This window comes from Paracoccus lichenicola (genome assembly GCF_009708075.1).
Taxonomy (GTDB): domain Bacteria; phylum Pseudomonadota; class Alphaproteobacteria; order Rhodobacterales; family Rhodobacteraceae; genus Paracoccus; species Paracoccus lichenicola.
This window is the reverse complement of the sequence record NZ_WMBT01000008.1, coordinates 72,957-96,125: the sequence shown is the minus strand read 5'-3', so window position 1 is coordinate 96,125 and position 23,169 is coordinate 72,957. Positions and strand designations below refer to the sequence as shown.

The window sequence follows — 23,169 nt, the reverse complement described above, 5'->3', positions numbered from 1 at the left end:
TCCGGTCATGTCGGTGTCCTTCATACCTTTGTCCAGTTGAAGCAGCCGGGGGGCGTGCCCGCGCCGCTGACCAGCAGGGCGCCGGACAGGTAAAGCGCCCAGGGGTTGCCCCCCTCCAGCCGCGCGACCGTCACCTGCGACAGGGGATCCATCCAGACCACCTGCGCTTCGGAAAAGCCCGCGCGGGCCAGGACGTCCTCGGGCTGGACGCCGGGGGCGAAGACGATGGTGGTGAAGGGCTGGCCGGCGGGCGGCTGCGCGGCCCAGATCCCGCCAAGCGCCGCGACTAGCCCCAGGACCGAGACAAGCACCGCAGGCGGCGGCCCGCCCCGTTCCCGGCGCTGCATCAGCCGCCAGCCGATCAGGATCGGGACCAGCCCGAACGCCGCCATCCAGCCCAGATCCCAGGCCAGCGGAAAGGCGCTGTCCAGCCTGACCCGGTGGATGCCCAGAAGCCAGTGCGACAGGACTCCATCGATGACATGCCAGGCGCCAAAGCCCGCCAGCAGCGCGCCAAGCGTCGCGGACGCGGCCACCGCCTGCCCCCGCCCGCGCCACAACCCCCACAGCGCCAGCGCGGCCAAGCCGTACATCAGCGCGTGGAAATACCCGTCCCACAGGATCTGCACCCGCAGGTCGGCCATGCCGGGCACCAGGCTCAGCAGGTGGTGCCATTGCAGGATCTGGTGCAGCAGGATGCCGTCGAAGAACCCGCCGAGCGCGAAGCCCAGCAGGACTGTCCAGCGCGTCCAGGCAGATCGTGCCATCGTCCCCTCCTCCGGGTGGAAAGGCCCGCCGGACGAACCCGGCGGGGCCGTGGGATCAGCCTACATCTGTTCGCTTTGCGCGCCGCTTTTCGGCTTGGCCTTGCCCAGGTCGGGCTTCTGGTCGGACGGGTGCAGCTTGCCGGTGGTGAAGGTGCCCTTGCCGTCGATGGACGGCCCCTCGCCCCAACGGCCCGGGACGGGCGCGCTGTCATCGGCCTGGAAGCCCAGATAGGCATAACTGAACTCGGTCTTTTCCTCGGCCTGCGGGTGGCTGTTGGGGATCGGGAAGGCGCCGGTCATGCCGCCCAGTTCTTCCAGAGCGGCCAGCCACTGGTTCTGGTGCATGGTGTCGCGCGCGATCAGGTATTGCAGCATGTCCTTCATGCCCGCGTCGCCCGTCATGTTGTAAAGCCTGACGGCCAGCGTCCGGCCCGTGGCTTCGGCGGCCACGTTGGCCGTCATGTCGGCGGCGATGTTGCCGCTGGCATAGATGTGGGACATGTCGAAGGGCACCCCGTCGCTGTCCACCGGCATCGCCGACAGGCCCGACGACAGCAGGTTCTTGAGGTTCATGCCCCCCATCACGGCGGCAATGGCGCGGTCGCCTGCCACCATCTCCTCTTTCATCGACAAGGGGGCGCCTTCCAGGTTCATCGCGACGGCGGTGGCCAGCATCTCGATATGGCCCAGTTCCTCGGCTGCGGTGTTCATCAGCAGGTCGCGGAACTTGGGGTTGCCGCGCGCGCCGCAGGCCTGGAAGAAATACTGCATGGCCACGCGGATCTCGCCCTCGACGCCGCCGATGGCTTGCTGGAGGGCACGCGCGAACAGCGGGTCGGGGGTCTCGACCCGAACGGGATATTGCAGCTTGTTGTCGGTATAGAACATCGAAAGGCTCCGGTTGTGGATGAAAGACCAGCCTGCGGCAGCGGGCGGTTTCAGCCCGCAAGCCTCGTGGCGGCTGCCCGACAGGAAAACCGTGCAGGGGCGCGATTGTTCCCCGGGGAACGCCGGGGCAATCTTTATCAACCGGCGCAGGCCAGCCGCCGCCTTCCGCAAACCGGGCGGCGCCGGGATTTGTCGATTTTTCCTGCCTTGCGGGAACAATGGCCGGAACACACGGTTCAGGACGCCGCAACCCACCCGCCGGAGGAGGATCCATGCGCAGCGCCGTTGTCCCGCATCCAGCCGCCCGGCCTGCCGGCGCAAGGTCCCCGGCCCGCCGTCCCTTCGGCCCCGGGGCAGCGGGGAAACCGCATGGCTGAGCCGATGGGTGCCCTGGATCTCGCGTCGCCGCGGACCCGCCCGGGCCGGGTCATCCCGCACCCCGCCGCGGGCATGTCGGACGACATCCTGGATTACCTGCCCGCGCTGCGCGCCTTTGCGCGGGGCCTGTGCCGGGGGGGCCAGGACCCCGACGACCTGGTGCAGGAAACCCTGCTGCGGGCCATCGAATATGCCGACAGCTACCGGCCCGGCACGAACCTGCGGGCCTGGCTGTTCACGATCATGCGCAGCCGGTTCTACAACAACTGCCGGCGGGCGGGGCGCGAGACGACCGGGCAGATCGACTGCGTCTCGGCCCTGCCCGCAAGCCAGCCCAGCCAGGAATGGCACCTGCGCCACAAGGAGATGCTGCTGGCGCTGGACCGGCTGCCCCCCCATTACCGCGAGGCGCTGGTCCTGATTTCGGTCCTGGGGGAAAGCTACGTGAACGCGGCGGTGATCCTGGATTGCGACATCGGCACGATCAAGAGCCGCGTCAGCCGCGCCCGCCGCATCCTGCGCACCATGCTGAACCCCGAGTTCTGAGGATGCGCCCCCATCACCGGCACCGGATCGGGGGGGATCCAACGGGCGCGTTAACGCTTTGGTAACCTTCAGCCGTCATGAAGCGATGAACCATGCCCGATGGAAGGCATGACGCAAGGCACGGGGCATGACGGCAGAGCTTGAAGACCGCAAGGACGGGACCGATCAGGACAGGATCCCCGAACGGTTGCAGATCCTGGTGGCGCGGTTGCGCAAGGTGATCCTGCAGCAGTCCCCCGCCGACCATACCGCGCAGGATCCCTGACCGCCGGGACAGGCGTTTCCAAGGACTGGAACATTCCGCCGCGCCGATTGTTGCGCGGCAGGATGTCCACCGGAGGAGACGACATGACCACCGAACGCGAAGACAGGATCCGGCAACGCGCCCACCAGCTGTGGGAGGAACAGGGCCGCCCCCAGGGCCGGCACGAGGATCACTGGCGGCAGGCCAGTTCCGAGATCGGCGAGGACGGCGAGGACGGCGATTCGGGCGGGGACACCGCCAGCACCGGCGACTTCACCCCTGCCCACCGCCTGCAAGAGGATCCGCCCGAAGGCGACCGCGACACCATCGAATCCGAACTGGCCCGGCGCCAGTATGACGAGCTGGAAAACGGCAGCAGCCAGGGCTGACGCTGACAGGGGGTGCGGCTGCAATGAACCGCACCCCCGGCTTTCGCCGCGTGCCGGCTCGTCCCGCAGCGCGCAGGCCCTAGCCGTCGATCCCCTCGAACAGCCCGGGCGCCATGTCGCGCCAGAAATTCGCGATGCGCGCGGCGTTCAGCGGCGACATCCAGCCGTGGCGCTCGAAATCGTCGCGCAGCCGGGCGTCGGGAAGCTGGCTCATGAACAGCCGCCGGTCGGCGTCGCGCTGCGTGGGCGTGCGTGCCTTCACCGCGTCCAGGATCCGGCGCAGCCGTTCCGCCCGGGGCGAGGGCGCCGGCGCGGCCAAGGCGGGCACCCCCCCTGCCCCCTCGCCGTCCAGCGCCGCGCTGAGGTATCCGATGCGGCTGCGCACCCCCTCCTTCGCCTCGACATAGGCGAGCTTGGCCAGCACCTGCTCCTCGCCATGGGCGGTCAGCCATTGGCGCGCCAGCCGGTCGCTGACGCCAAGCGCGCGCAGCCGGGCATAGACCGGGCCGTGGCGCGCCCCCTCGCCATCGTCGATGTCCAGGATCGCCAGCTGCGGGTTCTCGGCGATGCGAAAGCGGATGTCGGTGACGGCCCGGCCCATCTTCTTCGTTTCGGGCGTCACGATGATGTTGCTGGTGCGGTTCACCTCGGCCACGGCGGGCTTGATGATCTTGGCGTTCAGGTGCTTGAAGGTCTCGTAATAGGCCGACCCCTCCACCCCCATCAGCCGCCGGAACAGATCCAAGGGCCACCAGCCCGTCGAGCCGGTCCTGACGAAGCGGTAGCAGTTCTCGTACAAGGCCAGCGCGTGCCCGCTGGTGAAGCGGCGCTGGATGTTGAGGTTGATCAGCGCGAAGACCTTGGGATCGTGCAGCTTTTCCGCCAGGGCCGGGGAATAGGCATATTCGCAAATGCCCCCCTTCAGCTTGGCATAGGACAGCAGGCTGCTGACCCCCCATTCCTGCTGGCCCTTCTCGTCCAGCATGTCCCATTCGGCCACCGTCTCGGCCAGGCCGCGCAGGGATTGCTTCAGCGTGTCCATGTCGTTGGAATTGTAGCCGATCATCAGGCACAGGGTGCGCGCGTCGATCTGGTGGCGCGCGCTGCTGGTCAGCGTGTCATAGGCATTGAGCAGCAGCACGTTCGACAGCTTGCGCTGCAACAGCGTCAGCTTGCCCGACACGTGGATCGCCGCCACGTGCTTCTTGACCGCGCCGCGGCGCAGCGCGCCGGTCAACTGGTCCCTTGGAATGTCGTCCATCGCCTCTGCCCCGTTTTCGCGATCATGCCCCAAACAGGTACCCGGGGGCAACCACCGTCCGGGCACCAAGGCGTTGCGCCTTTTGCCCGTGCAACGTCCCGCAAACGGATACCCTTGGCGGTGCGCGCGCCCCAAAGGAACCCGTTTTCGGGATGAGCATAGCGGTTGAGGCAGGCTTTCGGAGTCCATTCGGGGCTGTTTGGACCCCCAAACCCCCTTTCCCGCGAATCGGCGCCCCCTGTCCCGGAATCGGATGCCCTTTGTCCCGTGAACGGGTGCCATCCATCCCGGAAACGGGTGCCGTTTCATCAGTAATGCCTTGCCGCAAAATGGAAAATCGACCCGCAAAGATCCTTAAAGAATCAAAGATCCCTAAAATCATGATGCCTTTTCGGGATCATTCAGGGGGATTTCGCCGCGAAACCTCGCTTGCGCGATTCAGGCAAACAGGATCATGTGCAACAGATCGCGAAGACATCGCGTCAAAGCAGCACATCGCCGAGAGTGTAACATGTCATCAGGCAAAGATCCCCTGCCCCCCTATTTCAACATCGACCCGGCGAAGGCGGCGAAGCGGTTGTCGGATCCGATCGACACCGCCCGATTCGCCAAGGCCGCCGCCTTCGCCGCCCGGGGGCGGCAGGACCTGGCCGAACGCGGCTATGCCCCCGACGGCCAGAAACGCCTGCGCCGCTTTTCCACGTGGGAGATCTGCCGCTACCTGATCCCCGTGGCGCCTGCCCATTTCCGCCGCGTGCTGCGCAAGTTTCCCGACCTGCCCCAGGGGGCGGGCGAGGGGAACTCGAAATGGTTCAGCCTGGACGACGTGCTGCGCCTGCGCGCCCATTTCGCCGCCGAGGGCGCGGCGGGCCGCGAATACCGCCCCTGGCGCCCCGAAGGGCTGCCCGCCAAGATCCTGGCGGTGGCGAACTTCAAGGGCGGGGTCGGCAAGACCTCGACCGCGGCGCATCTGGCGATGTCGGCGGCGCTGGACGGCTACAAGGTGCTGGTGATCGACCTAGACAGCCAGGGCAGCCTCACCTCGATCATGGGCGGCCGGGTGCCGGACGAATGGTCCACCGCATTCCCGCTGATCGCCAAGGACTATGCCCTGGCCCTGCAAGAGGAAAACAAGGTCCGCGAGGCCGCAGGCCAGACCCCCCTGCCCTTCGACGAGACCCTGACCGAGGCGCTGACGGTCAGCGCCCGCGACATCATCCAGACGACCCACTGGCCCAATATCGACCTGCTGGGGGCGCAGCTGAACCTCTACTGGGCGGAATTCCAGGTGCCGGTCTGGCGCATGGGCCTGCGCGGCTGGCCCCTCTGGGACGCGCTCGGCAACGCGCTTGTCAACGACCGCATCGTCAACGATTACGACATCATCATCCTGGATACTCCGCCCGCGCTTGGCTATCTGACGATCAACGCGCTGGCGGCGGCCGACATCCTGCTGGTACCGCTGGGCGCGTCCTTCCTGGAATTCGATTCGACGGGGCGGTTCTTCGACATGCTCTATTCCACCTTCGCCAGCGTCGAGGAGGGCGAGAACGCCGCCCGCCGCCGCGAGGGCCTGCCCGAGATGAAGTTCGAATGGGACGCAGTGCGCGCCATCATCACCCGCTTCGATGCCGCCCAGCAGACGGATCTGGCCAATGTCATCCAGGCCTATTTCGGCGATTTCATGACCACCTTCCGCCAGGAAGTGACCGCCATGGTGGGCCAGGCGGGCGAGCAGGTGAACGGCATCTACGAGGCCGATTACCGCGAATTCAACCGCGACACCTATGTCCGGGGCCGCGAGACCTTCGACCGCACCTGGGCCGAGGTGAAGGAGCTGATCCTGGGCACCTGGTGGCGCGACCTGCAGATGCAGCAAGCCGAGCAGGCGGGAAAGGAGAAGAACGATGGTTAAGCGCAGGCGGCTGGAAACCCCCAGCAACGACGAATTGACCCGGATCGAGGAACAGTTTCGCCGCGAAACCCCGGGGCGGCCCTTGCTGGGACCGGGCATGGCGCCGATCGCCCAGGTCGCCGCCGAAAGCGCGGCGCTGGCCACGGCGGGCGATACTGACGCGCGGGCCGCGCGGCTGCGCGACCAGGCGGATGCGGAACGGTTCCGCCAGGCCGAAGGGCAGGGGCTTCTGATCCTGGAACTGCCCGTGGACCGCATCGACGAGGGCGCGATGATCCGCGACCGCATGGTGATGAGCGAGGACGAGATGCAGGAACTGCGCCTGTCCATCGCCGCCAACGGCCTGCGCCTGCCGATCGAGGTGTTCGAGCTTGGCGCAAGCGGGCAGGGACCTCGCTATGGCCTTTTGTCGGGCTATCGCCGCCTTCATGCGGTGCGCGCCCTGCGCGACCTGACCCGGGACGCGAAATACGACCGCATCCGCGCCTTGGTCCGCCCCCGGACCCAGGCCGATGCCGCCTTCGTCGCCATGGTCGAGGAAAACGAGGTCCGCGAGGAACTGAGCCATTTCGAGCGCGGCCGTATCAGCGTCATCGCCGCCAACCAGGGCGCCTTCGCCAATGTCGAGGACGCCGTGAACCGGCTGTTCGCCACCGGGTCCAAGGCCAAGCGGTCCAAGGTCCGGTCCTTCGCCCTGATCTTCGAGGAACTGGGCGACATGCTGCGCTTTCCCGAGGCCCTGACCGAAAAGCGCGGGTTGCGCCTGTCGGCCGCCCTGCGGGACGGGGCCGAGGCACAGCTGCGCAAGGCCTTGTCGGGCGGCGCGCCCGAGGACGCCGAGGAGGAGTGGCAGCTGCTGGAATCCGTCCTGGCGCAACTGGAGGGCACGCCCCGCAGCCCCGCCCGGGGCGGCCGTCCGCGCGGCAAGCCGCCTGCGCAGCATGGCTGGATCGACGACCTGACGATCCGGACCGCCAGCGGCATCACCATCCGCCGCGCCCGCGACGGCAACGCCCACGTGCTGCGGCTGGAAGGCCGGGCACTGGACAACGAACTGATGGACAGCCTGATGGTCGAGATCCAGGCGCTGCTGGAACGATAGGGTTTCGCCGCGAAACCGAAGGGCGGGCAGGGCAGGGGCTTGCCCTACTCCTCGCCCGGCCCGCCGATCATCCCCTGCTTCTCGGCCCGTTGCAGAAGCATCCTGACGGTGGAGGGGAACCACTTGCCGTTGCCGCGCGGGGTGCGCTCGCGCATCTGTTCCAGCCGGCTGGCGATGCCCGCCAGCGTCAGGTCGGGATCGGCATGGCGCATCCCGGCCACGATCGCCAGCAGCCGGTCGCCGGGATCGCTGCGCGGGGCGCGTTCCAGCACGGTGGCCGCCAGCAGCCCGTCGCGGACATAGCGGCGGGCGGCGCGCTTCAGCCGCTCGACCGTCCAGGGCTGGCCGGTGCGGGCCCCCACCAAGCGCGCCAGGTCGTCCCACGCCATCGCCGGGCGGTGGCGGCGCACCAGCGGCAGCCAGCCTTCGGCCCCGGCCTCGAGCTTGCGGAAATAGCTCTCGTCGCGGGCCACGCGCAGCTTGCGGATCGCCTCGCGGTCGCCCGCCCGCAGCGCCGGGTTGCCGCCCACCCGGCCCTGCGCCTTGGCCGAGCGCAGCCCGGCCTTGGTGCGCTCGCGGATCAGCGCGCGCTCCAGCTCGGCCACAGCCCCCATCACCTGCAGCGAAAAGCGGCCCTGCGGCGTGGCCGTGTCGATGGGATCGCCCAGGGATCGGAAATGCGCACCCCTCGCCTCCAGCACCTCGATCACCTGCAGCAGGTGGGACAGCGAGCGGGCCAGCCGGTCGAGGCGCACCACCACCAGCGTGTCCCTGGGCCGGATCGTGGCCAGAAGCCGCGCCAGCGCCGGGCGCGCGCGGTCGGCGCCCGAGGCGTGTTCCTCGTGGATCAGGGCGCAGCCGGCCTGGCGCAGCTCCACCAGCTGCGGGTCAAGCGTCTGCTCGAGGGTCGAGACGCGGGCATAGCCGATCAGCGGCATAAGTGACTCCGTTCTGCATTCCAGCACCTGCATACAGTTACGGAACACGCAAGGAAACGGTCGTTTGGAGGGAACTGCAACAGGCGTCCCGGGACGGAAAACCTGTGCTTGCTGAGGGAGGGCAGGGACTGAGACGCGCGGATGAACGGAATTTTCCAAGAACTAACCTACCATCAGCAGAATCACCAATAATCCGCAAAAGCACTTCATAATGCGGTTAAGGCATTTTATCGCTAGGGATGATCAAGCCTCTTGACCATGCCGGCCAGGGCGCGCCCAGGGACGGGGCGGGTCTTTGTCGCAAGCTCTTCTGATCTCCGGGCCTAAGCTACGCTTGGTCAGTGGAGCAGCATGATGGGAGGGCGTGATGACGATCTCGTTCAACGCTGCGCATTGTCCCAAAGACATGACCATGTTCGGTTCCATTGGAAGAACATGGCGGCGCAAGCGCATCGCGCAGCTTGCCGGCGGCAACTTTCAGGGTTCACCGCAAAAAACGTCTTGCTGCAGCACGCACCTTGTGTCGCATCCGTGCGAGATCGCTATCAGGCGATGACAAGCCTGCTTGACGCGATCGAAAGGCATCGGAAATGAACGCCCCCATGCGGCTGCTGTCCGCCGACCAGCTGATCGGATCGAACCTTGGCTTCCAGCATTACTGCCGATCACCGGGTACCTGCAGGAACTGGCGCAGGCGGGATATCGGGGGGCGCTGTCCTTTGAACCCTTTGGCGATGGCAGCCATGCGCTCGACTCCGTGGCGGCGTGGGACAGGAACATGACCCGGATCAGGCGCCATCTGGCACCAACAAAGGAACGCACATGACCGGACCGCTGAAGATGATCGCCGTGGGCGACAATTGCCTGGATGTCTATCTGTCCAAGAACAGCATGGCCGTCGGCGGCAATGCCTTGAACGTCGCCGCGCAATGGCGTGCGCAGGGCCTTGATGCGCGCCATTTCGGCATCGTCGGCCACGACGCCGAAGGCGATGTGGTCGTCGCCGCGCTGTCGCAGGCAGGACTGGCGGGCGAGGATGTCGAGCGGGCGGCGGGAAGCACGGCGGTTACGCTGCTGCTGGAACGGGACGGTGACCGCCGCTTCCTGCTGGAGGATCTCGGGGTCGGGCAGGGCTACCAACCGGATCCCGCCCGCCATGCTGCGCTGCGCGAGGCCGACTGGGCGCATCTGGGCACCAGCACGCCCGACGCTCTGGTCCGGCAACTGGTGAAGGACGGCGTGCCTTTCAGCGTCGATGTCTCGACCCATCACGACGCCCTGACGCTTGACGGCGTGACGCTGGTCTTCGTCTCGGGTCCGGAAGACCCGGATGCCCCGATTGAACCCGTCCTGCGTCTTTTGCGCGGACGCGGTGCCGGGCGCATTGTCATGACCTGCGGGCGGCGCGGTGCCTTCCTGCTGGAAGGCGAACACCTTGTCCATGTGCCGGCCCGGCCGATCAAGGTCGTCGATACTTGCGGGGCAGGCGACAGCTTCGTCGCGGCCTTCATTGCGGCCACGATCTCTGGCCGGACAGGCGAGGAGGCGCTTGGGATCGCCACCCGGGCGGCTGCCCGGACCTGCGGTCACGAGGGCGGATTTCCCCAACAGCTGCTTCCGATCCCCCAGTGGCTGTTCGAGAAATACGCCGAGGTCATCGGCACCGCCAGGCCTTGAAGCCTACGGCAACGCCTTGGAGAGCGGGACACGATCCTACTTGCGCACGAAGCTGAACGAAAACGCCGAGCCGCAGTGATAATCCTTGGCATAGATCACGCGGGTGCCGTCGGATGCATAGCACACCTCCTCGATCAGAAGGGCGGGGCCGAAATCCTGCAAGCCGTGCATGTCGCTTGTTTCCCGGGGCAGCAGCGTCGCCTTGACATTCGCGGTCGAGGCCACGGGCGCCCGGCCCATCTCGGCCAGGACCGAGACGATGGAACTGCTCCAGTCCGAGGTCCGGTCGAAATCGGGACCGAACAGATCCTTGGGCAGCCAGTCCAGCGAATAGACAAGCGGCTGCTTGCCGCTGCTGCGCAGCCTTTCGATGCGCAGCAAGGGCGCCCCCTCGGCCAGGGCAAGCTTGCCCGCGACATCTGCATCTGCCGGCACGGTCGCAAAGCCCAGGACGCGCGTCTGCGCCTTGTAGCCGTGGCTGGCCACCATTTGCGAAACGCTTTCGAACTTCGTGATCGGCCGGGCGATGTTCAACAGCGCGCCAGCCGCCAGAAAGCGCCCCTTGCCTTGCTGCACGTCGATGACGGCTTCCTGCTCCAGAAGCTTCAGCGCCTCGCGCAGGGTCGGGCGCGACACCTCGAAGCGTTCCGCCATCACCTTTTCGGTCGGCAGCTTGTCGCCAAAGGACAGGTTCGATTCGCGGATCATGTCCAGAATGGCGCTGCGCAAACGCTCGATGCCGCTTTCACGGGACTTTTGCATGATCACGTTCCTTTCTGCGACCCGGAAAAAAGCGTGGCAATCTGCCGGGCCCGCGAAGCGCGTCGTCGCAGATTGCGCAGATCCGCTGCATCAACCGGCTTGAAGACCATCAGTCCGGCGTGATCGCCGTCAACGGCATTCCGGTGGACGGCCAGCGCCGCCATATCGACCAGCTCCGCCGGCAGGTCGGGATGGTGTTCCAGAACTTCAACCTTTATCCGCATCTGACGATCCTGCAGAACTGCACCATCGCGCAATGCTGGGTCCGGGGCGTTTCGCGCGCCGAGGCCGAAGACCGCGCGATGCATTATCTGGGCCGGGTGCGCATTCCCGACCAGGCGCACAAGTATCCCAGCCAGTTGTCCGGCGGCCAGCAGCAGCGCGTGGCAATCGCCCGGTCGCTGTGCATGGAGCCGCGGATCATGCTGTTTGACGAACCGACTTCGGCGCTGGACCCGGAACTGGTGCGCGAGGTTCTGGACACGATGGTGCTGCTGGCCCAGGACGGCATGACCATGATCTGCGTCACCCACGAGATGGGCTTCGCGCGGCAGGTGGCCGACCGGGTGATCTTCATGGATCAGGGCCGCATCGTCGAAAGCGCGGCGCCCGCCGACTTCTTCGCCAATCCGCGCGAGGAACGCACGCGCTTGTTCCTCAGCCAGATCTTGCACTGACCCCGACAGAAGGGTCCGGCAACCGGGGGCTGTCCCCATCCCGTATGTTCCATCCCAACAGGAGAACGACATGACAAGACTGACCCGCCCCGTCGGCGCCTTGCTGCTTTCGGCGGCGATGACGCTTGGCCTTGCCGCCATCGCCTCGGCCCAGGAACTGCCTCCGCTGCCGCAGGCGATCAAGGACCAGGGCACGATCCGCATCGGCGTGAAATGCGACAGCCCACCCTTTGGCGCGTCTGGACCTGACGGCAAGCCGTTCGGGGTCGAGGTCGAGATGGCCAAGAAGATCGGCGAATTTGCGTTCGGCTCGGCCGAAGGCGCCGAACTGTCCTGCATCACCAGCGAGGCACGCATCCCGTTGCTGCAATCGGGCAAGCTGGACCTGATCCTTGCGACCCTGGGCCGCACTCCTGCCCGGCAGGAAGTCATCGACTATTCCAACATCTATTTCTGGGGCACATCGAACGTCCTGGTCCCTGGGGACAGCCCGGTGCAAACGCTGTCTGACCTGCAGGGCAAGACGGTGCTGGTGGTCAAGGGCGCCTCGCAGATCAAGTGGCTGGAAGCCAACATCCCCGGCATCAACATCCTGCAACTGAACACCACGGCCGACGGCGTGCAGGCGCTGCGCCAGGGACGGGCCGACGGTTTCGTGGGCGACGGCGGCCTGGTCGCCACCCTGGGCGGCAGCTATCCCGAGATGCGGATCGTCGAGGAAGGCCTGGACCTGGGCGTCAACGGCATCGGCCTGCGCAAGGACGAACCCGAGCTTCTGGCCTTTGTCAACGCCGCGCTCGACACATTGCGCCGCGAGAACTTCTACCAGGAGGTCATTCCCCGGTTCGTCAAGGAACCCGCCGTGGCGGCGGTGATGACGCGCGGCTTCCTGGAGGAGCCACCCCCGCTGTGACGCGCCGGGCCGGGTCTTGACCCCCGGCCCACCTCACCTGTCGCCCAGCAAAGCGGAACGACCATGAACTTCTTGGATTGGGTCTATATCGCCGGTGCCCTGCCGGATCTGATGAAGGGTCTTGCCATGACCCTGCTGATCAGCGTTCTTGCGATCCTTTTTTCGCTGACGCTGGGCCTGGCCGGATGCCTGCTGCGCACCTCGCGCATCGCACCAGCTGCCCGCGCGACCTGTCGCCGGAACTGCGCGCGCTTCTTTCTCCGGCGTTCATGGCAACCCTGATGGAACGGCTGAGCGCCCATCTGGAAGTCATGCGCGACCACCCGCTCGTGACCCGCAGGTACTACAAGCGCGTCGCCTATTGATCCCGCAGCAGTCGTGAATGAGGCAGGCCCTGCGTCACCTTCGGGTGGCGGAGGGATCCCGACGCAGGTGGGGATTCCTGTCCCGACCCTGACCGCGCGGCGCCTCTGGGCGGCATGGGTCTCCATCCGCTCGCCAAAGCCGGACAGGTCCACGAATGTTTTGTCAATGAAACACACGTCGAGGCGCGGCGAACAGGCGACAGGATTTCGTCATCCATCAGCAGCCGGGCGCGGTCGTCATCGACCCAGGCACAGGCGTCGGCCACTGCCGTATCCAGGGCCTTGTGGGATCCTTGCGAAGGCAATTAGAGAACTCCACAGGACAGCACCCAGTGCGAAGGTACCGAATAACCCGCCCGTTTACACTTTGGTAACCGGAACGGTGTAGCTGACGGGAAAGGCAAGGATACCGCTTGCCGGCGCCGATTGGTCCAGAGTTCATGTCATTGCAGCGAATGGTTACAAGGTCTTTCCGCCAGCCCGGCTTGTGCGGCCGCTCGCGCAGCGAAGGGCGTCAATGGCCGGGACGGACCCTTGCGCTGCTTCTTGTGGCGGTTATCTGGCTGTCCGGGGCAAACGCTGTGGTTGCGCAGTCGGTGGACTGGCTCTTGAACGTGGACGACACCGCCTCGGACCCTGTGCCGGCCGGGGGCTTGGTCGAATACCGGATCACGGTGTTCAACGACGGCTTCGACCCGGCCCCGGCCACGATCCTGGATCTGTCCATCCCTTCCGGGATGCGGATCGAAAGCGTCGGCAACCTGACCGGCTGTTCGCCCGTGCCCGTTTCGGGGCCGCGCGTCGTGACCTGCCCCATCCCCGCATTGGCCGCCCAGGGCAGCCTGTCGCTGGTGGCCCGTCTGCGCAGTTCGACCCAGGGGACGACGCAGCTGACCGCCTCGATTCCCGTCACCGCGGGCGGGGTGACGGACGTGCAGACCACCAACAACAGCGTCACGGAACAGACAACCGTCACCGCGGGCGCGGACATCCAGCTGCGGCTGAACGGTCCCGCCACGGCCGTCGCCGGATCCACGGTCTCGTATACCTTCCAGGCCACGAACAACGGGCCTGATCCGGCGGCCAGCCTGACCCTGCGCTTTCCGGTGCCCACGGGGCTTGGCAATGTCGCGCCGCCCACGGGCTGCACGCTGGCAGGCGGCGTTTACCAATGCGCCATCACCGGCCCGATCCCCGTGGGGGGCAGCGTGACGCGCGTCTTCACGGCCCAGGTGGGGACCGCGTCGGGATCGACGATCACCGCGGCGGGCAGCGTCCTCAACGTCTCGCCCCCCGATCCGCTGGCAGGCAACAGCGCGGCGCAGATGAACACGACGGTTTCGGCGGGCAGCGACCTGGCGATCAGCAAGGCGCGGTCCGGCCCCGATCCGATCCTGGTGGGCGACGCCGTCACCTTCACCCTGACGCCGCGCTATTCCGGCGACGTGCCGCAGACCATCACCGTCACCGACACGCTGCCCGGGGGATACCGAATCGATTCGGTCTCGGCTCCAGGTTGGGGGGTGGCGGTCGCGGGCCAGACGGTCACCGCGACCCAGGCCTCGGGGACGGTGCCGGGGTCGAACGTGGCCCTGGGTCCGATCACCATCGCGGCCACGGCCATCGGCAGCGGCCCGGCCACCAACACCGCCGCCATCACCGCCACCGGGCCGGTCGATCCCAACACGGCCAACAACACGGCCAGCGACGGCGGCGCCACGATCCAGGAACCGCAGGTCGATCTGCTGGCCACCAAGTCCGGGCCTTCGCCCGCGCTTTACGTGGTGGGCAACAGCTATGACTTCCGCCTGGGCGCGCGCAACGTGGGCAACGCGCCCTTCGCGGGCCGGCTGGTGATGACCGACAGCCTGCCCGCCGGGCTGACCGCGACCGCGGTGACGGCCAACGGCTGGTCCTGTTCGCCCGCCCTGCCGCTGGCCGGTCCCGCCACCCTGACCTGCACCCGCAGCTATGGCGCGGGCGCGCCCCTGGCCGCGGGCGCCGCCGCCCCCACCGTGGTCGTCACGGCCGAGGTGACGGCCGACGGTCCCATCCAGAACCTGCTGTCGGTCGCCTCGCCCGACCTGCCGCCCGAGCCGAACACCGCCAACAACACCGCCGGATACTCGGGCACCGCGGCCACAGGCCCCGACAGCGCCGACATCCGGGTCGAGAAAAGCGCGGCCCTGCCCTCGGTCGGCGCGGGCGACGTGCAGGACTTCACGATCGTCATCCGCAACGACGGGCCGGTCACGGCCCGCGACGTGCTGGTGACGGATCTGCTGACGGGCCTCGTCAACGCGGACCTGAACGCCGCGACCGGCGGCATGGCCAGCTACAGCGTGGACACCAATGCGGGGGGCGCGGGGGACAACAGCGCGTTCAGCTGCTCGACCGCGGCCCAGGGCGGCAATGCCCGGCAACTGCAATGCGTGATCGACACGGTGCCGCCTTGCGGGGTCAGCGATTGCCCGCGCATCCAGGTGGGCATCCGTCCGGGCGGCGCGGCCGGGGGGCGCACCAACACCGCCACCGCCGTGTCCACGACCACGCCCGATCCGAACGACGGCAACAATGCGGGAACCGCCAGCTATGCCGTCACGCCCAAGGCCGACGTGGCGGTGGACAAGATCGCCAGCCCCTCGCCCCTCGCGGTGGGGCAGGTGTCCACCTATGTGGTCACGGCGCGCAACCTGGCCAACGGCTTGTCGGCGGCCGACCACGTGACCATCACCGACACGCTGCCCGCGGGGATGACCTTCGTGTCGGCGACCCCTTCGGCGGGCACCTGCGCCGTGCAGCCCGCGGCGGAAACGGACGTGGCGCCGGGCAACGATACGGTGTCCTGCGACCTGGGCACCATCAACAACGGCGCCCAACGCACCGTGTCCATCCGCATGAGGCCGAACCTGGGCCTGGAAGGCACCACGGTGGTCAACGCCGTGACCGTCTCCACCACCACCGCCGAAAGCGCGATGGGCAACAACAGCTTCCAGCTGTCCTCTCCGGTTCGCGACCCCGAGGTCAGCCTGCTGGTCAACAAGACCGACACCGTCGATCCGGTGCCCTTGGGCGATGCGACCGATTACGTGATCCGCGTTACCAACACCGGCCCCTCGATCGCCACCAATGTCGCGATCACCGACCAGATGCCCGGAGCGCGCATCACCTATCAGGGCCACGTCCTGCCCGCAGGCGGCAGCTGCGCCAGCGTGCCCGGCGTCGGAGCGCTGGGCGGCACGCTGGAATGCGGCGTGCCGCGTGTGAACGTGGGCCAGACGGTCGAATTCCGCGTGACCGGCGGGGCCACCGCCAAGGGCGTGGCGGTCAACCGCGTCACCGTCACCTCGAACGAGACGGCGCGCGGGTTCGAGCCGAACCTGGCCGACAACCTTGCCGTGCAGAACACCACCGCCCGGACCCGCGCCGATCTGGAGATCGTGCAAAAGACCGCAAGCCCCGCCACGGTGAACCTGCGCGATCCCTTCGATTTCCTGATCGACCTGCGCAACAACACGGGCGCCGGCCTGTCCGAGGCCGACGACGTGGTCCTCACCGACAGCCTGCCTTCGGGGATCGAGCTGACGGGCACGCCCACCATCGCGGTCCTAGGCGGCACGGCGGGCCAGACCGCCTGCACGGGCGGGGCGGGGTCCACCAGCTTCACCTGCAACCTGGGCACGCTTGGCAGCGGCGCCCTGGTGCGCATCACTGCGCCCTCGCGCGTGACCTCCGTCACCACCACGGGCCAGATCTTCACAAACACCGCCAGCGTGACCACGCAGTCGCTGGACGTGGTGCCCGCCAACAACACCAATTCGGGCAGCGTGACCGTCAACGCCAGTTCGCTGGCGGGGCGGATCTTTCGCGATTTCAACGCCGACGCCCTGCCCGACCCGACCGACCAGGGGCTTTCGGGTGTCACGGTGACGCTGACGGGGACGGCCTTCGACGGCACGCCCGTCAACCGCACCGCGACCACGACCGGCGCGGGCGCCTACAGCTTCACCGCCCTGCCCGAGGGGACGTACCGGATCAGCCACGCCGCCATCGCCGAGGCGCGGCTGACAAACGGCACCACCACGGCGGGCGGCGCGGGCGGCACCCCGGCCCCGACCAGCATTGCCAGCATCGCCCTGCCCCCCGCGACGCCGTCTGACGGATACCTGTTCCCAAAAATCCCGCTGGCCCAGATCGGCATCGCCAAGCAGATCGTGGCGGCCCCCGTCATCAATCCCGACGGCACCTTCACGGCCGGCTTCCGCCTGCGGGTCCGCAACTTCTCGCGCGAACCCTTGGACACGGTCCGCGTGACCGACCCCTTGTCGGGCGCGGCGCCCCGGTTCGGCAGCGCGGCCAGCCTGGCCAATCCCCTGACCGATCCGCTGGCGCCGGGATCCTATGCCATCACCGCCGCGCCTTCGGGCAGTTGCGGAGGGGGGAACAGCGGCTTCGACGGGGCCGGGGATCCGGTCGTGGCGACGGGGGTGACGCTGGCCGCAGGCGCGACCTGCGACATCCAGTTCGCGCTGCGCGCGCGCCCCACCGTGCCGCTGCCGCCGGTGCTGCCCTCGGGCGGGAACTATGAAAACCTCGCTGCGGTCACGGGCGAGGGCGCCTATTCGCGGCAGGATTCGACGGGCAACCCGGATCTGGCCGACCTGTCCGACAATGGCGCCACGGCGATCCCGGGCAGCAGTTCGCCCACCCCGGTGGCCCCGGCCTTTTTGCCGCGAATCGCCCTGGTCAAGACGGCGGACGTGTCGGGCCTGTCCTCGCCCCCGCGGGCAGGGGACGCGGTTTCTTATGACTTCACCGTGACCAACACCGGCAACCTGACGCTGACGAATGTGGTGGTGACTGACCCGCTGCTGGGCGGGGCCGTTGGCAGCCCGATCCCGACGCTCGCCGCAGGGGCAAGCCAGGCGGTCCGCGCGCCCTACACCCTGACCCAGGCGGATCTGGACGCGGGCCGGGTGGAGAATACGGCGGTCACGCAAGGCGATGCCCCGGACGGCTCCATCGTCACCGACACCTCGGGGGCGACCCTCACCGACGACGATCCGACCGAGGTGCCGATCGCCCCGGCTCCCTCCATCGCCCTGGTCAAGGCGGCGGATGCGTCGGCGCTGTCCTCGCCCGCGCAGGCGGGGGACGTGATTTCCTATGACCTCACCGTGACGAACACGGGCAACGTCACCCTGTCGAATGTGGTGGTGAACGATCCGCTGCTGGGCGGGGCCGTTGGCAGCGCGATCGCGACCCTCGCGCCTGGCGCCACCGGAACCGTGAGCGCCACCTATGCCCTGACCCAGGCGGATCTCGACGCGGGCGAGGTCGTGAACACAGCCACCGCACAGGGCACCCCGCCGAGTGGCGGGCCAGTGACCGACACCTCCGGCACGACCACAGCAGACGACGACCCGACCGAGGTGCCGATCACCCCGGCCCCCTCCATCGCCCTGGTCAAGGCGGCGGATGCCTCGGGCTTTTCATTGCCCGCGCAGGCGGGGGACGTGGTTTCCTATGACCTCACCGTGACGAACACGGGCAACGTGACGCTGACGAATGTGGTCGTGAACGATCCGCTGCTGGGCGGGGCCGTTGGCAGCCCGATCGCGACCCTTGCACCCGGCGCCACCGGAACCGTGAGCGCGACCTATGCCCTGACCCAGGCGGATCTGGACGCGGGCGAGGTCTTCAACACCGCCACGGCCCAGGGCACCCCGCCCACCGGAGGCCCCGTGACCGACACCTCGGGGGCGACCACAGCAGACGATGATCCGACCGAGGTGCCGATCACCCCGGCCCCGTCCATCGCCCTGGTCAAGGTCGCCAATGCGTCAGGCCTGTCCACGCCTGCGCAGGTGGGGGACGTGATTTCCTTTGACTTCACCGTGACGAACACGGGCAACGTCACCCTGTCGAATGTGGTGGTGAACGATCCGCTGTTGGGCGGGGCCGTTGGCAGCGCCATCCTGGCCCTTGCGCCGGGCGCGAGCGGGTCGATGAGCGCGACCTATGCCCTGACCCAAACGGATCTCGACGCGGGCGAGGTCGTGAACACCGCCACGGCCCAGGGCACCCCGCCCACCGGAGGCCCCGTGACCGACACCTCCGGCACGACCACGACGGACGATGATCCGACCCAGGTGCCGATCACTCCCGTCCCCTCCATTGCCCTGGTCAAGGCGGCGGATGTGTCGGGCTTGTCCGCGCCCGCGCAGGCGGGGGATCCCATAGCCTACGGCTTCACCGTCACCAACACCGGCAACGTCACGCTGACGAACGTCACCGTCACCGACCCCCTGCTGGGCGGCGCGGTGGGCAGCCCGATCCCGACGCTTGCGCCGGGGGCGAGCCAGACCGTGACCGCCCCTTATCCCCTGACCGTGGCCGACCTGGACGCGGGTGTGGTCGTGAACAGCGCCACCGCCCAGGGAACCCCGCCCGGCGGCGGGGCGGTCACCGACATCTCGGGGACGACCGTCGCGGACGACAACCCGACCCAAACGCCCCTGGTCCCGGCGCCCGCCATCGCCCTGGTCAAGACGGCAGACGTGTCGGGCCTGTCCGCGCCCGCGCAGGCGGGCGACCTGATCGCCTATGGCTTCACCGTGACGAATACCGGCAATGTCACGATGTCGAATGTCGTGGTGAACGATCCCCTGCTGGGCGGCGCAGTGGGCAGCGCCATTCCGACACTTGCACCGGGAGCCAGTGAAACGGTGAGCGCGACCTATCCCCTCACGCAGGCGGATCTGGACGCGGGCCTGGTGGTGAACACCGCCACGGCCCAGGGCACCCCGCCCACAGGCGGGCCAGTGACCGACATCTCGGGCGCGACCCTCACCGACGACGACCCGACCGAGGCGACCCTGGTCCCGGCGCCTGCCATTGCCCTGGTGAAAACGGCCGACGCCAGCGCGCTCTCCGTGCCGGTCCATGTGGGCGAGCTGGTCTCCTATGATTTCACCGTCACCAACACCGGCAACGTCACCCTGTCGAATGTCGTGGTGAACGACCCGCTGCTGGGCGGCGCGGTGGGCAGCCCGATCCCGACGCTTGCGCCCGGTGCCAGCGGAACCGTGACCGCGGCCTATCCACTCACGCAAGCCGATCTGGACGCGGCCCGGGTGGTGAACAGCGCTACCGCCCAAGGCACTCCACCCACGGGCGGGGCTGTCACCGATACCTCGGGCACGACCATCACCGACAACGACCCGACCGAGACGCCGCTGGTCCCCGCCCCCGCCATCGCCCTGGTGAAAACCGCCGACGCCAGTGCGGTCTCTGCCCCCGCGCAGCTGGGCGAGCTGATTTCCTACGGCTTCACCGTCACCAACACCGGCAACGTCACGCTGTCGAACGTCACCCTCACCGACCCGCTGCTGGGCGGCGCGGTGGGCAGCCCGATCCCGACGCTTGCGCCTGGCGCCAGCGGGATGATCAGCGCGACCCATGCCCTGACGCAGGCCGATCTGGACGCGGGCCAGGTGGTGAACACGGCGACGGCCACTGGCACCCCGCCGCGTGGCGGGCCGGTCACCGACACCTCGGGCGCGACCGTGGCTGACGACGATCCCACGACCGTTCCCCTGGTGGCCGCGCCCGCGATCGCCCTGGTCAAGACCGCCGACGGCAGCGGCATCGCGGTGCCTGCCGCGCCGGGCGATCCCATCGCCTACAGCTTCACCGTGACGAACACCGGCACCGTGACCCTGCTGAACGTGACCCTGGCCGATGCGCTGCAAGGCGCGGTGGTCAGCGGCGGGCCGATCCCGGCCCTGGCGCCGGGGGCGGTGGACAGCGGCACCTTCACCGCGACCTATCCGTTGCAGCAGGCCGACATCGACGCGGGCCGCGTGGTCAACAGCGCCACCGCGACCGGCACCACCGCGACGGGGACTGCCGTGTCCGACATCTCGGGCAGCGGCGCGCTGACGGACGACCCGACCGAGGTCGCCATCACCCCCGCCGCGGGCATCGTCCTGGTCAAGTCCCTGACCCGGATCGAGGACGCGAACGGCAACGGCGCCGACGACGCGGGCGACGTGGTCCATTACGCCTTCGCCCTGACCAACACCGGCAACGTCGCGCTGCGCGTCCCTGCCATCGCGGATCCGCGGGCCACCGTGTCGGGCGGGCCTGCGGTGGTCGCGCCGGGGCAGACGGACAGCGGCAGCTTCACCGCCCGCCTGGTCCTGACCCAGGACGACCTGGACCGCGGCCATGTGGACAACAGCGCCACCGTGACGGCCGCCGCGGTGCGCGGCGACGGCGGCGCCATCGCGGGGCCGGGCGGGGCGCCGCTGACGGCCTCCGACATCTCGGACGCGGGGACCGATCCCGAGGGGGCTGCGGTTCCGACGCCGGGCGCCGCCGAGACGCCGGACGGCGCGGGCGGCACCGATGGCGATCCGGGCAACGACCCGACCGTGGCGCGGCTGACCCGCGCGCCGGGGATCGCGCTGATCAAGTCCCATGCCGGTTACCAGGACGCGAACGGCAACAAGGCGCCGGACGCGGGCGACGTGCTGCGATACGCCTTCACCGTGACCAACACCGGCAACGTGGCGCTGCGGATCGACAGGCTGGACGATCCCATCGCGACCGTCGCGGGCGGGCCGGTCGTGCTGCAGCCGGGCCAGTCCGACGACCGGACCTTTACCGCGACTTATGCGCTGACCGACAGGGACATGGTCCGCGGCCATGTCCAGAACAGCGCCACGGTGCGCGCGCCCGCGGTGGCCCGCGACGGCTCGCCGGTGACGGACCGCGACGGCACGCCGCTGGAGGCGACCGACGTGTCGGATGCCGGGACCGACCCGGACGGGGCGCGTCTGGACGACCCGCAGGCGGTGGAAACCCCCGACGGGCAGGGCGGGACGGACGGCGATCCCGCCAACGATCCCACGGTGGTCACGCTGGGCCGGCCGGAAATCCTGCTGCGGATCACCATCACGGACACGCCCGACCGCAACGGCAACGGCATCTTCGACGCGGGCGACCTGATCGTTTACGCCTTCGCCGTGACGAACACCGGCAATGTCCTGCTGGAAAACGTCACCATCGACCCGGCCAGCCTGAACCTGGATCTGCCCGGCTTTTCCTGCCGCCCCATCCGGCTGGAGGTGGGGGAAACCGCCACCCTGGTCTGCCAGGGCAACCGCTACACCGTCACCGCGCGGGACGCGGCGCAGGGCGCGGTCCGGCTTACGGCCACGGCCATCGGCGATTCGGTTTCGGGGGTGCGGGCCTCGTCGGATTCGGGCATCGCCTCGCCCACGATGGAGGAAGGCGGGCTGAGCGTCGTCAAGACCGCCGACCGCGGCACCGCGCTGGCGGGCGATCTGGTGGGCTATACCCTGGCCGTGACGAACGAGGCGGGCGGCATCGCCACCGCCACGACGCTGGTGGACAGCCTGCCCCCGGGCTTCACCTATCAGTCCGGCAGCGCCCGCCTGGACGGCGCCGCCGCCGAACCCGAGATCGCGGGCAACCGCCTGGTCTGGCGCGGCCTGGACCTGGCGGCGGGCCAGACCCGGCGCATCGCCATCAGCGTCCTGGTGGGCGGCGGCGTGCAGCCGGGGGCGCATGTGAACCGCGCCCAGGCCTTCAGCCCCGCGACCGGACGCCCCGTGTCACCCGAGGCGCAGGCCACCATCCGGGTCGAGGTGGATGCGGTCTTCGCCTGCTCCACCGTGATCGGGCGGGTGTTCGACGACGGCGACCATGACGGCCACTTCAACGGCGAACCCGACCGGGGCAGGGGCGCGCGGGGCGCGGCCAATCTGGACGGCCCGCCGGGGACCGAGAAGGGGCTGCCCGGGGTCCGGCTGGTCACGCCCGACGGGGTGGCCGTCACCACCGACGAACACGGCCGCTTCAGCCTGCCCTGCGCGGCCCTGCCCCGCGACATCGGCGCCAACGTCATGCTGAAGCTGGACGAACGCACCCTGCCCCTGGGCTATCGCCTGACGACCGAAAACCCGCGCGTCGTGCGGGTGACGCCGGGGATGCTGACCAAGATGAACTTCGGCGCCACGCTGTCGCGGGTGGTCCGGGTCGATCTGTCCGCCCGCGCCTTCGGGGCCGGGGGCGCGGCGCGTCCCGAACTGCAGGCCGGGCTGCGCCAGCTGGTGGCGCAGATCGCCGACACCCCGGCGGTGCTGCGCATCAGCTATCAGCTGGCCGCGGGCGAGGATCGGGCCACGGCGCGCGCCCGGATCCGCCAGGTCGAAACGGCCCTGCGGCGGCTTTGGCCCGCCAACGGGCGCTATGCGCTGACGATCGAGGCGGTCGTGCAAGCCCGGGCCGGAACGGCCGGGGCGGGAGGCCGGTGAT

General features: G+C 68.7%; 15 protein-coding genes and 1 pseudogene. 11 read left to right on the top strand and 5 right to left on the bottom strand.

Going from position 1 to position 23,169, the window contains the following annotated elements; genetic code table 11:
• Positions 1-20 precede the first annotated feature (20 nt).
• Positions 21-767, bottom strand: a complete 747-nt coding sequence (locus tag GIY56_RS13175; protein WP_154765307.1) for a DUF2243 domain-containing protein — start codon at positions 765-767, stop codon at positions 21-23.
• A 60-nt stretch (positions 768-827) separates the two neighbouring features.
• Positions 828-1,655, bottom strand: coding sequence for a manganese catalase family protein (locus GIY56_RS13170; protein WP_154765306.1), 828 nt, complete (start codon positions 1,653-1,655; stop codon positions 828-830).
• A 369-nt stretch (positions 1,656-2,024) separates the two neighbouring features.
• Between GIY56_RS13170 and GIY56_RS13165 the strand changes: the two genes are divergently transcribed.
• The 3 genes from GIY56_RS13165 to GIY56_RS13155 all read left to right on the top strand — a co-directional run bounded on the left by GIY56_RS13165 (position 2,025) and on the right by GIY56_RS13155 (position 3,212).
• Positions 2,025-2,579 carry a sigma-70 family RNA polymerase sigma factor gene (locus GIY56_RS13165; protein WP_328288545.1) on the top strand — a complete coding sequence of 185 codons (555 nt, stop codon included), beginning with the start codon at positions 2,025-2,027 and terminating at the stop codon, positions 2,577-2,579.
• A 127-nt stretch (positions 2,580-2,706) separates the two neighbouring features.
• The gene (locus GIY56_RS13160; protein ID WP_154765305.1) at positions 2,707-2,844 is read left to right on the top strand and encodes a hypothetical protein; all 138 of its coding nucleotides are present in this window, start codon (positions 2,707-2,709) and stop codon (positions 2,842-2,844) included.
• A gap of 83 nt (positions 2,845-2,927) precedes the next feature.
• Positions 2,928-3,212: a DUF2934 domain-containing protein gene (locus tag GIY56_RS13155; RefSeq protein ID WP_154765304.1), complete on the top strand. Its 285-nt coding sequence runs from the start codon at positions 2,928-2,930 to the stop codon at positions 3,210-3,212.
• Positions 3,213-3,291: 79 nt separating this feature from the next.
• Here the strand turns inward: GIY56_RS13155 and GIY56_RS13150 are convergent, their stop codons facing one another.
• Positions 3,292-4,473: a replication initiation protein gene (locus GIY56_RS13150; RefSeq protein ID WP_154765303.1), complete on the bottom strand. Its 1,182-nt coding sequence runs from the start codon at positions 4,471-4,473 to the stop codon at positions 3,292-3,294.
• 511 nt (positions 4,474-4,984) lie between these two features.
• Here GIY56_RS13150 and GIY56_RS13145 point away from each other — a divergent pair.
• Entirely contained in the window at positions 4,985-6,388 is a 1,404-nt protein-coding gene (locus tag GIY56_RS13145; RefSeq protein ID WP_154765302.1) for an AAA family ATPase, read from the top strand.
• Positions 6,381-7,490 (top strand): ParB/RepB/Spo0J family partition protein, encoded by a 1,110-nt coding sequence (locus GIY56_RS13140; RefSeq protein WP_154765301.1) that lies wholly within the window; start codon positions 6,381-6,383, stop codon positions 7,488-7,490. Before GIY56_RS13145 ends, GIY56_RS13140 begins: the two co-directional genes overlap by 8 nt.
• A gap of 44 nt (positions 7,491-7,534) precedes the next feature.
• Here GIY56_RS13140 and GIY56_RS13135 read toward each other — a convergent pair whose 3' ends face one another.
• Positions 7,535-8,428: a recombinase family protein gene (locus tag GIY56_RS13135; protein ID WP_154765300.1), complete on the bottom strand. Its 894-nt coding sequence runs from the start codon at positions 8,426-8,428 to the stop codon at positions 7,535-7,537.
• A 367-nt stretch (positions 8,429-8,795) separates the two neighbouring features.
• Here GIY56_RS13135 and GIY56_RS13130 point away from each other — a divergent pair, with 367 nt between their 5' ends.
• Together GIY56_RS13130 and GIY56_RS13125 are read left to right on the top strand one after the other, a co-directional pair.
• Positions 8,796-8,984: a hypothetical protein gene (locus GIY56_RS13130; protein WP_154765299.1), complete on the top strand. Its 189-nt coding sequence runs from the start codon at positions 8,796-8,798 to the stop codon at positions 8,982-8,984.
• Positions 8,985-9,250: 266 nt separating this feature from the next.
• Positions 9,251-10,105: a PfkB family carbohydrate kinase gene (locus GIY56_RS13125; protein ID WP_154765298.1), complete on the top strand. Its 855-nt coding sequence runs from the start codon at positions 9,251-9,253 to the stop codon at positions 10,103-10,105.
• A 36-nt stretch (positions 10,106-10,141) separates the two neighbouring features.
• On the opposite strand, the gene GIY56_RS13120 is transcribed toward GIY56_RS13125, so the two are convergent.
• Positions 10,142-10,867 carry a GntR family transcriptional regulator gene (locus tag GIY56_RS13120; RefSeq protein WP_154765297.1) on the bottom strand — a complete coding sequence of 242 codons (726 nt, stop codon included), beginning with the start codon at positions 10,865-10,867 and terminating at the stop codon, positions 10,142-10,144.
• Between the two features lie 47 nt (positions 10,868-10,914).
• Here GIY56_RS13120 and GIY56_RS13115 point away from each other — a divergent pair.
• The 4 genes and pseudogenes from GIY56_RS13115 to GIY56_RS13100 form a co-directional block, all read left to right on the top strand.
• A pseudogene (locus tag GIY56_RS13115) lies at positions 10,915-11,544 on the top strand (amino acid ABC transporter ATP-binding protein); the annotation flags it as partial.
• Between the two features lie 70 nt (positions 11,545-11,614).
• Positions 11,615-12,457, top strand: coding sequence for a transporter substrate-binding domain-containing protein (locus GIY56_RS13110; RefSeq protein ID WP_154765295.1), 843 nt, complete (start codon positions 11,615-11,617; stop codon positions 12,455-12,457).
• Between the two features lie 63 nt (positions 12,458-12,520).
• Positions 12,521-12,739 (top strand): ABC transporter permease, encoded by a 219-nt coding sequence (locus tag GIY56_RS18410; protein WP_196053634.1) that lies wholly within the window; start codon positions 12,521-12,523, stop codon positions 12,737-12,739.
• Between the two features lie 679 nt (positions 12,740-13,418).
• A complete protein-coding gene (locus GIY56_RS13100) occupies positions 13,419-23,168 on the top strand; it encodes a DUF7507 domain-containing protein (protein WP_196053628.1) in 9,750 nt (3,249 codons plus the stop codon).
• Position 23,169: the final 1 nt, after the last annotated feature.

Bases quoted from the DNA above. Each gene is read 5' to 3' on its own strand.
- GIY56_RS13145 (WP_154765302.1), top strand. From the start codon at position 4,985: ATGTCATCAGGCAAAGATCCCCTGCCCCCCTATTTCAACATCGACCCG.
- GIY56_RS13125 (WP_154765298.1), top strand. From the start codon at position 9,251: ATGACCGGACCGCTGAAGATGATCGCCGTGGGCGACAATTGCCTGGAT.
- GIY56_RS13110 (WP_154765295.1), top strand. From the start codon at position 11,615: ATGACAAGACTGACCCGCCCCGTCGGCGCCTTGCTGCTTTCGGCGGCG.
- GIY56_RS13165 (WP_328288545.1), top strand. From the start codon at position 2,025: ATGGCTGAGCCGATGGGTGCCCTGGATCTCGCGTCGCCGCGGACCCGC.
- GIY56_RS13150 (WP_154765303.1), bottom strand. From the start codon at position 4,473: ATGGACGACATTCCAAGGGACCAGTTGACCGGCGCGCTGCGCCGCGGC.
- GIY56_RS13120 (WP_154765297.1), bottom strand. From the start codon at position 10,867: ATGCAAAAGTCCCGTGAAAGCGGCATCGAGCGTTTGCGCAGCGCCATT.
- GIY56_RS13155 (WP_154765304.1), top strand. From the start codon at position 2,928: ATGACCACCGAACGCGAAGACAGGATCCGGCAACGCGCCCACCAGCTG.
- GIY56_RS13135 (WP_154765300.1), bottom strand. From the start codon at position 8,428: ATGCCGCTGATCGGCTATGCCCGCGTCTCGACCCTCGAGCAGACGCTT.
- GIY56_RS13175 (WP_154765307.1), bottom strand. From the start codon at position 767: ATGGCACGATCTGCCTGGACGCGCTGGACAGTCCTGCTGGGCTTCGCG.
- GIY56_RS18410 (WP_196053634.1), top strand. From the start codon at position 12,521: ATGAACTTCTTGGATTGGGTCTATATCGCCGGTGCCCTGCCGGATCTG.
- GIY56_RS13140 (WP_154765301.1), top strand. From the start codon at position 6,381: ATGGTTAAGCGCAGGCGGCTGGAAACCCCCAGCAACGACGAATTGACC.
- GIY56_RS13170 (WP_154765306.1), bottom strand. From the start codon at position 1,655: ATGTTCTATACCGACAACAAGCTGCAATATCCCGTTCGGGTCGAGACC.
- GIY56_RS13160 (WP_154765305.1), top strand. From the start codon at position 2,707: ATGACGGCAGAGCTTGAAGACCGCAAGGACGGGACCGATCAGGACAGG.
- GIY56_RS13130 (WP_154765299.1), top strand. From the start codon at position 8,796: ATGACGATCTCGTTCAACGCTGCGCATTGTCCCAAAGACATGACCATG.